Annotated in this window: 13 protein-coding genes and 1 pseudogene; 3 read left to right on the top strand and 11 right to left on the bottom strand. The window is 68.9% G+C overall.

The features are described 5' to 3' along the window. Nucleotides 1-15: 15 nt before the first annotated feature. Nucleotides 16-1,404 (top strand): pectin acetylesterase-family hydrolase, encoded by a 1,389-nt coding sequence (locus WT60_RS14350; RefSeq protein ID WP_060355446.1) that lies wholly within the window; start codon nucleotides 16-18, stop codon nucleotides 1,402-1,404. 474 nt (nucleotides 1,405-1,878) lie between these two features. On the opposite strand, the gene WT60_RS14340 is transcribed toward WT60_RS14350, so the two are convergent. The 11 genes and pseudogenes from WT60_RS14340 to upp form a co-directional block, all read right to left on the bottom strand. Beyond that, complete coding sequence (locus WT60_RS14340; RefSeq protein WP_038753145.1) at nucleotides 1,879-3,267, bottom strand: nucleobase:cation symporter-2 family protein; 1,389 nt, start codon at nucleotides 3,265-3,267, stop codon at nucleotides 1,879-1,881. A gap of 180 nt (nucleotides 3,268-3,447) precedes the next feature. After that, nucleotides 3,448-3,985, bottom strand: a pseudogene (locus WT60_RS14335) (GNAT family N-acetyltransferase). 249 nt (nucleotides 3,986-4,234) lie between these two features. Further along, nucleotides 4,235-5,698 (bottom strand): ribonuclease G, encoded by a 1,464-nt coding sequence (gene rng, locus WT60_RS14325; RefSeq protein WP_038753141.1) that lies wholly within the window; start codon nucleotides 5,696-5,698, stop codon nucleotides 4,235-4,237. A 16-nt stretch (nucleotides 5,699-5,714) separates the two neighbouring features. Then, on the bottom strand, nucleotides 5,715-6,347 hold the full coding sequence (locus WT60_RS14320) for a nucleoside triphosphate pyrophosphatase (protein WP_038753139.1): 633 nt from the start codon (nucleotides 6,345-6,347) through the stop codon (nucleotides 5,715-5,717). Between the two features lie 49 nt (nucleotides 6,348-6,396). Next, nucleotides 6,397-6,867, bottom strand: a complete 471-nt coding sequence (gene rlmH / locus WT60_RS14315; RefSeq protein WP_038753137.1) for a 23S rRNA (pseudouridine(1915)-N(3))-methyltransferase RlmH — start codon at nucleotides 6,865-6,867, stop codon at nucleotides 6,397-6,399. 88 nt (nucleotides 6,868-6,955) lie between these two features. Continuing rightward, nucleotides 6,956-7,411, bottom strand: coding sequence for a ribosome silencing factor (gene rsfS / locus WT60_RS14310; protein ID WP_060355444.1), 456 nt, complete (start codon nucleotides 7,409-7,411; stop codon nucleotides 6,956-6,958). A 4-nt stretch (nucleotides 7,412-7,415) separates the two neighbouring features. Further along, nucleotides 7,416-8,168 carry a nicotinate-nucleotide adenylyltransferase gene (locus WT60_RS14305; protein WP_038753133.1) on the bottom strand — a complete coding sequence of 251 codons (753 nt, stop codon included), beginning with the start codon at nucleotides 8,166-8,168 and terminating at the stop codon, nucleotides 7,416-7,418. Further along, nucleotides 8,165-9,088 (bottom strand): oxygen-dependent coproporphyrinogen oxidase, encoded by a 924-nt coding sequence (gene hemF / locus WT60_RS14300; RefSeq protein WP_038753131.1) that lies wholly within the window; start codon nucleotides 9,086-9,088, stop codon nucleotides 8,165-8,167. The genes WT60_RS14305 and hemF overlap by 4 nt, the downstream gene beginning before the upstream one ends. A 127-nt stretch (nucleotides 9,089-9,215) precedes the next feature. Beyond that, nucleotides 9,216-10,493 carry a phosphoribosylamine--glycine ligase gene (gene purD, locus WT60_RS14295; protein ID WP_038753128.1) on the bottom strand — a complete coding sequence of 426 codons (1,278 nt, stop codon included), beginning with the start codon at nucleotides 10,491-10,493 and terminating at the stop codon, nucleotides 9,216-9,218. A gap of 107 nt (nucleotides 10,494-10,600) precedes the next feature. After that, the gene (locus WT60_RS14290; RefSeq protein ID WP_038753127.1) at nucleotides 10,601-11,329 is read right to left on the bottom strand and encodes a YebC/PmpR family DNA-binding transcriptional regulator; all 729 of its coding nucleotides are present in this window, start codon (nucleotides 11,327-11,329) and stop codon (nucleotides 10,601-10,603) included. Nucleotides 11,330-11,637: 308 nt separating this feature from the next. Then, nucleotides 11,638-12,288: a uracil phosphoribosyltransferase gene (upp, locus tag WT60_RS14280; protein ID WP_038753126.1), complete on the bottom strand. Its 651-nt coding sequence runs from the start codon at nucleotides 12,286-12,288 to the stop codon at nucleotides 11,638-11,640. A 237-nt stretch (nucleotides 12,289-12,525) separates the two neighbouring features. Here upp and WT60_RS14275 point away from each other — a divergent pair, with 237 nt between their 5' ends. Further along, nucleotides 12,526-13,305, top strand: coding sequence for an SDR family oxidoreductase (locus WT60_RS14275; RefSeq protein ID WP_059669575.1), 780 nt, complete (start codon nucleotides 12,526-12,528; stop codon nucleotides 13,303-13,305). Nucleotides 13,306-13,498: 193 nt separating this feature from the next. Then, the gene (locus WT60_RS14270) at nucleotides 13,499-13,891 is read left to right on the top strand and encodes a methylglyoxal synthase (RefSeq protein WP_038753122.1); all 393 of its coding nucleotides are present in this window, start codon (nucleotides 13,499-13,501) and stop codon (nucleotides 13,889-13,891) included. Nucleotides 13,892-14,501: the final 610 nt, after the last annotated feature.

Genomic DNA, 14,501 nt, shown 5'->3' with positions numbered 1-14,501 from the left:
AACCGATCGATAGAGATGGAGGTGCGAATGTTCGTTCTCGAATGCGTCAAACGCGTCTGCGTCGCCGGCCTGCTGAGTCTCGCGATCCTCGACGGGCATGCCGCGAGCGCGGCGATGCAGGATTCGTCGATTCCCTATTATTCGTGGTACGAAGTGACGCTGCCGGAAAGCAGCGGCGCGTCGTGCGGCAACGGCACGCCGATGCGCTTCTACATCAATCGCGCGCAGTCGGACAGCCTGCTCCTTATGATGGAGCCCGGCGGCGCATGCTGGGATCACGGCACCTGCACCGAAACGGCGGCCGGCTCGCAGGCGGGGCTGGGCGCGCTCAATCCCGGCGGCGTTCCGCGGAACTACGTGAACGGCACCGTGCAGCAGAGCCTGAAGACGTCGTTCCTGTCGCCGTTGATGACGCGAATGGATCTCGCGCATATCCTCGTCGGCGAGCCGAAGGTGGAAACGCAGGATTGGACCCAGGTGTTCGTTCCGTACTGCACGGGCGATATTCACATGGGCAGTGCGGTGCGCAGCTACACGTCGCCGTCGGGCGACTGGCGGATTCAGCATTACAACGGACTGAAGAACATGCGGGTGGTCGCGCAGTGGCTCGTCGACCACGGATTCGGCCAGCCGAACCGGCTGCTCGTGTACGGCACGAGCGCGGGCGGCTACGGCACGCTCGGCAACTATGCGACGCTGCGCAACACGTTGCGGCCGCAGATGCACAGCTCGCTGCTCGACGACGCGGGCACCGTCTTTTTTACGCGCTTCGGCGCCGATCCGGCGACGCATCCGTCCGTCGGGCTATACGACAAGGTGCGCGACGAGTGGGGGATGACGGCGCCGGACGGCATGATCACGATCAACAGCCGGCTGACCCGCAACTTCGATCCCGGCAACATGGGCAGCGCGTACGCAGCGTTGTCGGCGACCTATCCGCACGACCGCTTCGGCTTCACGACGTACCGGCGCGACAAGATCATCGCGGCCTACCATTACCGCCCGTTCGTGTCCGCGGTGATTGCGGCGCCGGACGACGCGACCAAGGACGAACTGTCGCTCGCGATGTTCGATCAGGAGCTGAGCAACTTGAAGGAGGTGCTCAATGCGCTGCCGAACTTCGGCTATTTCATGCCGTGGGCGCGCGACGACTTCATCGGCAACCATCAGGTGACGGCGGTCAGCTTCACGGGATCGGGCATCCACGAGAGCGGCATCGACGCGGACGTCGGGACGTTCGTCGCCGATCTGCTCAATCAGCGGGACCCGGCGGATACGCCCGTGATGAAGGCGTATCGCACCGAGCAGTGGTCGGATTTCACGTTGTCGACATTCCTCGCGTGGATCGACAGCATCTTCAACCTGACCGGCGAGGCGGGGCCGATCTCGGGGCATCGGGCGTGAGCGTGCGATGCGCAAGTCGGCGTCGTGAAGCGTGCGATGGCCGCAGGCGCCGCGGCGTTTCGACTGCGCTCGAGCGCCGCACGCAAGCAGTTGGATCGCCGGATCATCGACTCACCGACTCACCGACTCACCAAATCACCGAATCACCGAATCACCGACTCACCGAATCACCGAATCGCCGAATCGCCGACTCGCCGAATCGCCGCGATGCGTGACGCGCCGCGCGGACGTGTGGTGAATCCTGCGCGATTCGGCGGTTGTCGGCGTTTCACGCGAGGCGTTCGCGCGAGCCGTCGTGGCGAGACGAGCGGGAGGCGGGGCAGCGGGCCATCAGGCGATTGGCGACGCGTTCGGACGCCGATTCGGCGATGACATGTCGACGCACGGATGTGGCGCGGCGACGGACGCGCGCCTTTCCACGCTCGGCGGCGGCCCGCGAGCCGCCGCTATTGCATCGAGCGCTTCGTCGGCGCGTCATTTCTTCTCGGGCAGGAACCAGTTCATCACGAGCGCGCAGATGCCGCCCGTGGCGACGCCCGATTCCAGCACGTTCTTCAGCGCGTGCGGCAGGCTCGTCAGGATCTCCGGCACTTGCGACACGCCGAGGCCGAGCGCGAGCGAGACGGCGATGATCAGCAGCGCGCGGCGGTCCAGCCGGATGCCGGCGAGGATGTTGATGCCGGACGCGGCGACCGCGCCGAACATCACCATCGCGGCGCCGCCGAGCACGGGCTCGGGCACGGCCTGCAGGACGCCGGCGACGACGGGGAAGAGGCCGAGCAGCACGAGCATGCCTGCGATCCAGATGCCGACATGGCGGCTCGCGATGCCGGTGAGCTGGATCACGCCGTTGTTCTGTGCGAACACGGAGCTGGGGAACGTGTTGAAGACGCCGGCCAGCAGCGAATTGGCGCCGTTGACGAGTACGCCGCCCTTGATGCGTCGCATCCACAGCGCGCCCTCGACGGGCTGCCGGGAAATCTTGCTGGTGGCGGTGACGTCGCCGATCGCTTCGAGCGACGTGACGAGATAGATGATCAGCATCGGCACGAAAAGCGACCACGAGAAGCCGAGGCCGAAGTGCAGCGGTGTCGGGATTTGGAAGAGCGCGGCTTCGCGCGCGCCGGTGAAATCGAGACGGCCCATCGCGGCCGCCGCGAGATAGCCGATGGCGAGCGCGATGACGAGCGCGGTGCTGCGCACCCAGACGACGGGCACCCGGTTGAGCAGGATGATGGTGCCGAGGACGAGGCCGGACAGAGTCAGGTTCTGGATGCTGCCGAAGCTGCCCTTGGCGATCGCGCCGTAGCCGCCGCCCATGCTGACGAGGCCGACCTTGATGAGCGTGAGGCCGATCAGCAGCACGACGATGCCGGTGACGAGCGGCGTGATGAGGCGCTTGACGAAGGGCAGGACGCGGGACACGGCCATCTCGACGAACGAGCCGGCGATGACGACGCCGAAGATCGCGGCCATTACCGTCTCGACGGGCGCGCCCTGCTTGACCATCAGGCCGCCGCCGGCGATGAGCGGGCCGACGAAGTTGAAGCTCGTGCCCTGGACGATGAGCAGACCCGCGCCGAGCGGGCCGAAGCGTTTGCACTGGACGAATGTGGCGATGCCGGAGATCACGAGCGACATCGACACGATGAGCGTGGTGTCGCGGCTCGCGACGCCGAGCGCTTGGCAGATCAGCAGGCCGGGCGTGACGATGGGCACCAGGATCGCGAGCAGGTGCTGCAGCGCGGCGACGAAGGCGACCGCCGGCGCGGGGCGATCGTCGGGGCCGTAGACGAGGTCTTGGACGGATTCGGCGTCGTCGGCGCCGGGGGAAGCGGGTTGAGCGAGCGGGGCGGGTTGCATGGCGAAAGTGCCGGTCCGGGTGGAAAGTGCGGGATTTTAACGGAAGGCCCGACCGCGCCCTCCCGGAAAGGCTGCCGGCTGACAGCCCTTCCGGGAGGGCGCGTGCCGAGGGCGTGCGCTCTTGCATCGCGGTTGTATCCCGGTTGCATTGCAGTTGCCACGCGGCGCGACCGGCGATCGCTAATCGATTGCCAGTCGCGAATAGAGCGCAAAGTCCGCCGGGGCGCCTCGCACGATGCGATAGGAGCGGAGCAGCCCCTCGTGACGATACCCGCAGGCGATGAGCACGCGCGCCGATCGCGCGTTGCTTTTCAACACCGTCCCCTGCACGCGGACAAAGCCGTAGTGGCCGAACGACCACGCGGTGACGGATGCGCACGCCGCGCGCGCGATGCCTTTTCCCCAATGCGACGGACAGAGGTCATAAGCGATCTCGGCAGTCCGGTTCACTTCCGAAATCGAGTGAAAGCCTATCGTGCCGATCAATTCCTGCGTGCGATCGTCGACGCGTCGCGAGACGCCGGGTCGATTCGGCCGAGGTGGCGTCGTAACCGTCGAACAGCGGCAGCAGATCGTTCTTCGCGCGCAAGTTCCAGCTCGTGTGCTCGACGACATGAGGGAGCTTCAAATACGCATACCAAGCGTTCGCGTCCGTGCGTTCGAGCTGACGAAGCGATACGCCGGGGTAATCCAAGTGCGGGGCGCGTTCGATTCTCACCTTGAATGGGCCTCGGATGTCGATGCGCCGCCCCTGGCGATTGCGCGCCGGGCGAGCATGCGGCTGCCGTGCCGATCAATGCCGGCGGCGGCGCGGCGATCGGACCGCCGTCATCCGGATCGACGACGAATCCGCTAGCAAGCTCGTGCTTGCGCTTGCGCGTTCGAACCCGCGCTGGACGGCGGGCTCCGTCGTCGCGACGCAGCGCGCATTCGGGATCGACAGGCGCCCGTATGACGCCGGATGAATCTACATCAGCACGATGTCGTATTGCTCTTGGCTCAAATTCGACTCCACTTGCAACGACACCGGCTTGCCGATGAAATCGATCAGCATCGCGAGATGCTGTGACTCCTCGTCGAGAAAGAGGTCGATCACCTGCTGCGACGCGATCACGCGAAACTCGCGCGGATTGAACTGGCGCGACTCGCGCAGGATCTCGCGCAGGACGTCGTAGCACACGGTGCGCGAGGTCTTCACCTGGCCCTTGCCCTGGCACGTCGGGCAAGGCTCGCACAGCACGTGCGCGAGCGACTCGCGCGTGCGCTTGCGCGTCATCTCGACGAGCCCCAGCTGCGAGAAGCCGTTCACCGTCACGCGCGTGCGGTCGCGCGCGAGCGCCTTCTTCAGCTCGGCGAGCACCGCGTCGCGATGCTCGGCGTTCTCCATGTCGATGAAATCGATGATGATGATCCCGCCGAGATTGCGCAGCCGCAACTGCCGCGCGATCGTGTGCGCCGCTTCGAGGTTCGTCTTGAAGATCGTGTCGTCGAAGTTGCGCGCGCCCACGTAGCCGCCCGTGTTCACGTCGATCGTCGTCATCGCTTCCGTCTGGTCGATCATCAGGTAGCCGCCCGATTTCAGATCGACGCGCCGCGACAGCGCACGCTGGATCTCCGTCTCGATGTTGTACAGATCGAAGAGCGGCCGCTCGCCCGTGTAGTGGTGCAGCTTCGGGCTCACGGCCGGCGTGAACTCGGCCGCGAAATCCACGAGCCGCTGGTGCGTCTCGCGCGAATCGACCTGGATGCGCGTGGTGTCGTCGTTCGCGAAATCGCGCAGCACGCGCTGCGCGAGATCGAGATCCTGATACAGCAGGCTCGTCGGCGGCAAGCGCTGGCCTTGCGCGACGATCGTCGCCCAGGTCTTGCGCAGGTACGCGACGTCGGCGGCGAGCTCGTCGGGCGTCGCGTCCTCGGCGATCGTGCGCACGATGTAGCCGCCTTTCTCGTCGGCCGGAATCACCGAGGTCAGCCGCGCGCGCACCGCTTCGCGTTCGGTTTCGCTCTCGATCTTCTGCGAGATGCCGATGTGCGGCTCCTGCGGCAGGTAGACGAGCGTGCGGCCCGCGATGCTGATCTGCGTCGACAGCCGCGCGCCCTTCGTGCCGATCGGGTCCTTGATCACCTGGACCATCAGCGTCTGCCCCTCGAACACGATCTTCTCGATCGGCTGGTGCACGGCGGCGGGCGCGTCGGCCGCGCGCGGCTGCCAGATGTCGGCGACGTGCAGGAACGCCGCGCGCTCGAGCCCGATGTCGATGAATGCCGACTGCATGCCGGGCAGCACGCGCACGACCTTGCCGAGATAGATGTTGCCGACGCGTCCGCGCGACAGCGTGCGCTCGACGTGAAGCTCCTGCACCGCGCCTTGTTGGACGAGCGCGACCCGCGTTTCCTGCGGCGTGATGTTGATCAGGATCTCTTCGTTCATGGTGCGATGGGGCGGTTCAGAAGGCGACGTGCGCCGCGCGCAGCAGCGCCGCGGTCTCAAAAAGGGGCAGACCCATGATACCTGAATGGGAGCCGTCGATTCGCTCGACGAATTCCGCGGCGCGTCCCTGGATCGCGTACGCGCCCGCCTTGCCGAACGGCTCGCCGGTTTCGACGTAGCGCTCGAGCGCGTCGCGCGTCGCGGGCGCGAAGCGGACTTCGGAGCGCGACAGCGCGGGCGGCATCAGCTCGCCCGTCGCGTCGATCACCGCGAGCGCCGTCAGTACTTCGTGCGTGCGGCCGGCGAGGCGCGCGAGCATCGCGAGCGCGTCCGCGGCGTCGGCGGGCTTGCCGAGGATCGCGCCGTCGATCGTGACCGTCGTGTCGGCGACGAGCACGGGCGCGGCCGGCTTGCCGCCCGCGATGAGCCGCGCGCGCGCCGCCGCCGCCTTCGCGACGCACACGCGCAACACGTAATGGTCGGGCGTCTCGCCCGGCAGCTCGGCTTCGAGCGCTTCGGCGTCCTCGTGCGGCGCGGGCGCGAGCAGTACGTAGCGCACGCCGAGCTGGTCGAGCAGTTCGCGGCGGCGGGGGCTTTGCGAGGCGAGGTAGACGAACGGATAGGACGGGGCGGCGGCGCGGTCGGGCATCTTCTGGGTTGTCTCGATGGACACGTGCGGCGCGTCGGGACGACGGCCGCTACGCGCGATGGTAAGGGTGATTCTGCGTGATGCTCCACGCCCGGTAAAGCTGCTCGGCGAGCAGCACGCGAACCATGCCGTGCGGCAGCGTGAGGCTCGACACGCGCAGCAGCAGCTCGGCGCGCGACTTGAGCTCCGGATCGAGCCCGTCGGCGCCGCCGATCACGAACGCGACGTCGCGGCCGTCCTGCTGCCATGCGGGAAGCGCCTGCGCGAGCTGCATCGTGGTCCAGTCGCGGCCGCGCTCGTCGAGCGCGACGACGCGCGCGTGCTTCGGCAGCGCGGCCTCGATCCGCTGCTTCTCGGCGGCCATCACGCTCTCGGCCGTGCGCGAGCCCGAGCGCAGCTCGGGCTTCACTTCGCGCAGCTCGATCCTGAGCTCGGGCGGCATCCGCTTCGCGTATTCGTCGAAGCCGGTCGCGATCCAGCCGGGCATCTTGTGGCCGACCGCGACGATGTGCAGTTTCATGGCGGCGAAAGCAATGAAAACGATGAAAAAAAGAAAGCGACGAAGGCGGTGACGGCGAGAAAGCCGACAGGCGCGACGAAACGGCGCGTCAGCGGCGGCGCGCGGCCGTCGTCTTGCGCGCCGGGCGCTCGGCGGGCGCCTCGTCGTCGTCGGATTCGTCCTCGTCGGCCGCGCGCGCGCCGCGCGCGTTCGCCGCCACGCCGCCGAGCTTCATCCGCACGGGCTTGTCGCCCCAGATCTCCTCGAGGTTGTAGTACTGGCGCAGCGCCGGCTGCAGGATGTGGACGACGGCGTCGCCGCAGTCGACGAGCACCCATTCGCCCGTGTCCTCGCCCTCGGAGCTGACGACGTCGCCGCCCGCTTCCTTGACCTTGTCGCGCACGTTCGACGCGAGCGCCTTCGTTTGCCGGTTCGACGTGCCGGACGCGACGATCACGCGGTCGAACAGCTCGGTCAGGTGGCTCGTGTTGAACACTTTGATGTCTTGCGCCTTGACGTCTTCGAGAGCGTCGACGATCACGCGCTGGAGTTTGCGGATATCCATGGAATCAGGGGTGGTAGAGACGATGTTGGAGAATATAGGCCCACACGGCGGCGGGCACGTGCTCGGCCGACGCGTCGGGCACCCGCGCGCGGCGCGCGATGCATTCGCGCAGGTGCGCGCGGATGTCGGTCGCGGCGACGTCGAGCGAAAGCGTCGTGTCGATCAAGAGGCGCCCGGCGGGCGTCGCCTGCAGCACGTCGGCGCCGGCCTGCCGGCTCGCGATCTCGGCCGCGACGGCGGGCGACGCCGCCGCGAAGTCGAAGCCCGGCCGCGTCGCCGCGCACACGTGCGCGAAGTCGAAGAGCCGGCGCCAGTCGCGCCACGTGTCGAGGCGCACGAGCTGGTCGGCGCCGATCAGCAGCGACAGCGACGCGTCGGCGCCGAGCTGCTCGCGCCAGCGCGCGAGCGTCTCGACGGTGTAGGTCGGCCCGGCGTGCTCGATCTCGTCGGTCGCGACGCTCACGGCGACGCCCGGCAGCACGAGCGAGCCCGCCGCGGCGCGCGTCATCGCGAGCCGGTGCTCGGCCGCCGACACATCCTGCTTCTGATACGGCTGGCCGGCCGGCATCAGCACGAGCTCGGTCAGGCGCAGCACGTCGGCGAAGCGGCGCGCGAGCGCGAGATGGCCGTCGTGGATCGGGTCGAACGTGCCGCCGAGCATGCCGATGCGGCGCGGCAGCGGCGGCGGGCCCGCGTGGTCGGGATTCGGCGCGCGTCCTTTCGCGGCGGCGGCGCGGCCGGTGGCGGGGCGGCTCATGCCCAGTCGCGCGGCGCGAGGAAGTCGCTGTAGAGGCGCGCTTCCGGCGTGCCCGGCTCCGGGCGCCAGTCGTAGCGCCAGCTCGCCGTCGGCGGCATCGACAGCAGGATCGACTCGGTGCGGCCGCCGCTTTGCAGGCCGAACAGCGTGCCGCGGTCGAACACCAGGTTGAATTCGACGTAGCGGCCGCGCCGGTACGCCTGGAACGCGCGCTCGCGCTCGCCGTACGGCGTGTCGCGGCGGCGCTCGACGATCGGCAGGTACGACGGCAGGAACGCGTCGCCGACGCTTTGCAGCATTTCAAACGAGCGTTCGAAGCCGAGTTCCGAGAAATCGTCGAAGAAGATGCCGCCGACGCCGCGCGCCTCGTTGCGATGCTTCAGGAAGAAATAGTCGTCGCACCACTTCTTGAAGCGCGGGTACAGCTCGGCGCCGAACGGATCGAGCGCCGCGCGGCACGTGCGATGGAAGTGCCGCGCGTCTTCCTCGAAGCCGTAAATCGGCGTCAGATCCATGCCGCCGCCGAACCAGAACACGGGCGCCTCGCCCGGCTTCGTCGCGATCAGCATCCGCACGTTCATGTGCACGGTCGGGCAGTACGGATTGCGCGGGTGCAGCACGAGCGACACGCCGAGCGCCTCGAAGCCGCGCCCGGCGAGCTGCGGGCGCGCGGCGCTCGCCGACGGCGGCAGCGCGTCGCCCGCGACGTCGGAAAAGCCGATGCCCGCGCGCTCGAAGAACCTGCCTTCCTCGACGATGCGCGTGCAGCCGCCGCCGCGCAGCCGCTCGCCGGGGCCGCGCTGCCACGCGTCGGCGCAAAGCGGCGTGCCGTCGAACGCGCCGAGCGCGTCGGCGATGCGCGTCTGCAACCCTTGCAGATACGCGCGTACTCGGTTGACGTCGTAAGTCGAATCGGTCATCGATGTGGGGCGACATCCGCATGACGGATGCCGTCGAAAAATGCTTCTGCCGGGCATTCTAGCGAACCCCGGCAGAAGAGAGGGCGCGCCGGCCGGGAAGCCGGCGCGCGAGGAGCGGCGCGGCGCGTCAGACCGTCTTGCGGTTGAGCGCGCGGTGGCCGATGTCGCGGCGGTACTGCATGCCCTCGAAGGTGATCTGGTTGATCGCCTCGTACGCGGCCTGCTGCGCGCCGCGCACCGAATCGGCGAGGCCGACGACGCACAGCACGCGCCCGCCCGACGTGACGAGCTTGTCGCCGTCGAACGTCGTGCCCGCGTGGAATGTCACCGAATGCGCGGTTTCGGCCGGGATGCCGTTGATCCGGTCGCCCTTTCTCGGCGCATCGGGGTAGCCGTGCGCGGCGAGCACGACGCCGAGCGCCGTGCGGCGGTCCCATTCGAGCTCGACCGCATCGAGCGTGCCCGCGATCGCCTGCTCGACGACCTTCGAGAAATCGCTCTTCAGGCGCGCCATGATCGGCTGCGTTTCCGGGTCGCCCATCCGGCAGTTGAATTCGAGCGTGCGCGGGTTGCCGTCGCGGTCGATCATGAGGCCCGCGTACAGGAAGCCCGTGAAGCGGATGCCGTCCTTCTCCATGCCGCGCACGGTCGGCATGATGATCTCGCGCATCACGCGCGCGTGCATCTGCGGCGTGACGATCGGCGCGGGCGAGTACGCGCCCATGCCGCCCGTGTTCGGGCCGCGATCGCCGTCGAGCAGGCGCTTGTGGTCCTGGCTCGACGCGAGCGCGAGCGCGTTCTTGCCGTCGACCATCACGATGAAGCTCGCTTCCTCGCCGTCGAGGAATGCCTCGATCACGACGCGCGCGCCGGCGTCGCCGAGCTTGTTGCCGGACAGCATCATGTCGACGGCCGCGTGCGCTTCTTCCAGCGTCGTCGCGACGACGACGCCCTTGCCCGCGGCGAGGCCGTCCGCCTTCACGACGATCGGCGCGCCTTTCGCATCGAGGTACGCGTGCGCGGCGGCCGCGTCGGTGAACGTTTCGTAGTCGGCGGTCGGAATGCCGTGGCGCTTCATGAACGCCTTCGCGAAATCCTTCGAGCTCTCGAGCTGCGCCGCTTCCTTCGTCGGGCCGAAGATCTTCAGGCCGCGCGCGCGGAAGTGGTTGACGATGCCCGCCGCGAGCGGCGCTTCCGGGCCGACGAGCGTGAACGCGACGCCTTCGGATTCCGCGAAATCGGCGAGATCGTCGAGCGAGCTCAGATCGACGTTCTTCAGGCGCTCGTCCTGCGCGGTGCCGCCGTTGCCGGGCGCAACGTAGACGAGCTGGACGCGCGGCGACTGGGCGAGCTTCCAGGCGAGCGCATGTTCGCGGCCGCCGGAGCCGACGACGAGTAGTTTCATGGGATTCCCCGCAGACTAGAAAATAGGGCGGCCGGCGCGCGCGAGGCGGGCCGGCCGCGAGAAACGGCGGCGGCCGTCTTTCGCGCGAAAGGGCGGCCGCGCAACGCTCATTCCTCGATGACGACGGCGTTCGTGTAGACCTCCTGCACGTCGTCGAGATTCTCGAGCGCGTCCAGGAGCTTTTGCATCTTCACTGCGTCTTCGCCGGTGAACTCGATCTCGTTCTGCGGCTTCATCGTGACTTCGGCGAGCTCGGCCTTCAAGCCCGCCGCTTCGAGCGCGTCCTTCACCTTCGAGAATTCCTGCCAGTCGCACAGCACCTCGATCGAGCCGTCGTCGTTCGTGTTGACGTCGTTCGCGCCCGCCTCGAGCGCCGCTTCCATCAGCGTTTCTTCCGACGTGCCCGGCGCGAACAGGAACTGGCCGACGTGATCGAACATGAACGCGACCGAGCCGTCGGTGCCCATGTTGCCGCCGAACTTCGAGAACGCGTGGCGCACTTCGGCGACCGTGCGGGTGCGGTTGTCGGTCAGCGTGTCGACGATGATCGCCGCGCCGCCGATGCCGTAGCCCTCGTAGCGGATCTCTTCGTAGTTCGCGCCGTCCGCGCCGCCGACGCCGCGGTCGATCGCGCGCTTCACGTTGTCCTTCGGCATGTTCGCGTCGGCCGCCTTGTCGACCGCGAGACGCAGGCGCGGGTTCGAGTTCGCGTCGCCGCCGCCCAGGCGCGCGGCCACCTGGATTTCCTTGATGAGGCGCGTCCAGATCTTGCCGCGCTTCGCATCGGCCGCCGCCTTCTTATGCTTGATGTTGGCCCATTTCGAGTGACCAGCCATACTTTTCTCCGTCCGCTAGCGCGACAGGCCGCGCAGGCGTTTCAATGTGTCTGTCGTTGAGTCCGGCGGCCGCGTGAGCGGGCGAATGCCGCTTGGGCCGCGCGTTATCGAGTGGAACGTGATTTTATCACGCGGCGGTGCGCCGTTTGACGGGCAGACGGCGGGCGAGCGGCCGCCGCGCGGCGCGCGAACCGCGGCGCACCGGGGCCGCGCATCGTGCCCGCGCGCGGGCCCGGCCGCGTGCGCACGGCGCGGCCTGCCGCGCTCGGCTCGACGCACGAGCCCGCGCCGGCCGCCGGCGTTTCCCGTCAGTTTTTCGTGCCGAACAGGCGGTCGCCCGCGTCGCCCAAGCCCGGGACGATGTACGCGTGGTCGTCGAGGTGCGAATCGAGCGACGCGACATAGAGCTTCACGTCCGGATGCGCGTCCTGGAACACCTGCACGCCTTCGGGCGCGGCGACGAGCGCGAGGAACATGATCCGCTCGCCCGGCACGCCGCGGCGCTTGAGCACGTCGATCGCGTGCGCGGCCGAATAGCCCGTCGCGACCATCGGATCGCACAGGATGAAGATCCGGTCTTCCAGATCGGGCAGGCGCACCAGGTATTCGACCGGGCGGTGGTCGTCGGCGCGGTACACGCCGATGTGGCCGACGCGCGCCGACGGAATCAGCTCGAGCAGGCCGTCCGACATCCCGACGCCCGCGCGCAGCACGGGCACGATCGCGAGCTTCTTGCCGGCGATCACGGGCGCGTCGACCTCGACGAGCGGGGTTTCGACCCGCTTCGTCGTGATCGGAAGATTGCGGGTGATCTCGTAGCCCATCAGCAGCGTGATTTCGCGCAGGAGCTCGCGGAACGTGCGCGTCGACGTGTCCTTGTCGCGCATGTGCGTGAGTTTGTGCTGGATCAGCGGATGGTCGAGGATGAAGAGATTCGGAAAACGGCTGTCCTGTTTCATGGAAGCGGCGGCTCAAAGGATTCTGGGACGGCGGGCGTGCCGGGTCGGCAGGCTGCGCGCGGGACAGCCGCAAGTTTACCGAAGATGAACGCTCGCGATCCGGATATTATCGGCGTTTCGACGCGCGTTTGGCGCGCGCGTTCGGTCGCAGGCGGCGGGACGGGCGCGCGTCAAGCGCCGCCCGGCTGCGCGCGGCGGCGGTTTTCGTCATGCAGGCATCGGTAAGGAACACGCTCAATGGATCTGGGAATCGCAGGACGGACCGCGCTCGTGTGCGCGGCCAGCAAGGGCCTCGGGCTCGGCTGCGCGCAAGCGCTCGCGGCCGAGGGCGCAACGCTCGTGATCGTCGCGCGCACGCGCGAGACGCTCGAGGCGGCCGCGGCCGACATCCGCGCGAAGACGGGCGCCGGCGTGACGGCCGTCGCGTGCGACATCACGACGCCGGAAGGGCGCGCGGCCGCGCTCGCCGCGTGCCCGCAGCCCGACATCCTCGTGACGAACGCGGGCGGCCCGCCGCCGGGCGACTTCCGCGATTTCTCGCACGACGACTGGATTCACGCGCTCGAGGCGAACATGCTGACGCCGATCGAGCTGATCCGCGCGACCGTCGACGGGATGATCGCGCGGCGCTTCGGGCGCATCGTCAACATCACCAGCTCGGCCGTGAAGGCGCCGATCGACGTGCTCGCGCTGTCGAACGGCGCGCGCTCGGGCCTCACCGGCTTCGTCGCGGGGCTCGCGCGCAAGGTCGTCGAGCACAATGTGACGATCAACAACCTGCTGCCGGGCCTGTTCGACACCGACCGGATCGCGACGACGCTCGCCGCCGCGGCGAAGGCGCAAGGCGCCACCGTCGACGAGCTGCGCGCGCGCCGCACGAAGGAGATTCCGGCCAGGCGCCTCGGCACGCCCGACGAGTTCGGCGCGGCGTGCGCGTTTTTGTGCAGCGTCCATGCCGGCTACATCACCGGGCAGAACTGGCTGCTCGACGGCGGCGCGTATCCCGGCACGTTCTGAAACGATTTGAGCCTGTCATGCCGGGCCCGTAAAGTAGCGGGGCGGCGCTAGCACGGCGGCGCGCCGGCCGCCGGTCAGGTTCGGCGCCGCTCGGGCGTGACCGCGCATCAGCGCACGCAAGCGGAGCGGAATCGGCCGCGACCGGCGCGCGCGGTCAGCCCGCGTCGACAGATCAGCAGAAGAGGATTCACGGATGAGCACTCCCCGCATTGCGCTGATCGCGCACGATGCGAAGAAGGACGAAATCGTCGCGCTCGCGGGCGCCTACCGGGCGGCGCTCGCGCAATGCCGGCTCGTCGCGACGGGCACGACGGGCGGGCGGATCGCGCAGGCGCACGGGCTCGAGGTCGAGCGCAAGCTGTCGGGGCCGCTTGGCGGCGACCTGCAGATCGGCGCGGAGCTCGCGGACGGGCGCGTCGACATCGTGATCTTCCTGCGCGATCCGATGACCGCGCAGCCGCACGATCCCGACATCACGGCGCTCGTGCGCGCCTGCGACGTGCACGACGTGCCGGTCGCGACCAACGTCGCGACGGCGCGCGTGCTGCTCGACGAATTGATGCGCCGGCTCGCCGCGAAGGCGTGAGCGGCGCGGCGCGCCCGAGCGGGCACGCCGGCGCGGCCGAAGCCGGTGCTGCGGCGGGTCGGGGCGAGCGGGCGGGGCGGCCGGACATCGCCGGCTCTTGAGCGTCGCGGCCTTGTTTTCGTGACTCTCGGGCGAACTGGAGCGGCGCCCGCTCACGCGCATCGAGGCTGCGCGTTGATCGTCTCCGGCGCGAGCAGCGTCCGCGTGGCGTGTCGTCGCACCGTCTCCCGGACGCGCAACCGTTCCTCGGCGGCATCGCCGCAGTTCGCCGGGTGCTCGCCGCATTTCGGCGGCGTCGCCGCCGCGGTTCGAGCGAACCGCCGCTCGCGGGCGCTGCGCGGGCGCGCTTGCCGCATTTGCCGCGTTTGCGCCGTATTGCGCCGTATTGCGCGGCGTCATCCGCCAGCGCGGGCCGACCGCTCGATTCCGGCTCCCGCGGCGCATCCGACGCGCGTCGAAGCCGGGCCCTGCAAGCGTTCCCGCAACGCGCGACAATCGTGCGACGCGACGCGACGCGCGCCGCAGCGCCGGCAGCGCCGACAGCGCCGACAGCGCCGACAGCGCCGACAGCGCCGACAGCGCCGACAGCGCCGACAGCGCCGACAGCGCC

Source organism: Burkholderia sp. MSMB617WGS, from assembly GCF_001532025.2.
GTDB classification, from domain to species: Bacteria; Pseudomonadota; Gammaproteobacteria; order Burkholderiales; family Burkholderiaceae; genus Burkholderia; species Burkholderia savannae.
The sequence above is the reverse complement of the archived record's forward strand: the minus strand, read 5'-3'. Positions and strand labels throughout refer to the sequence as shown.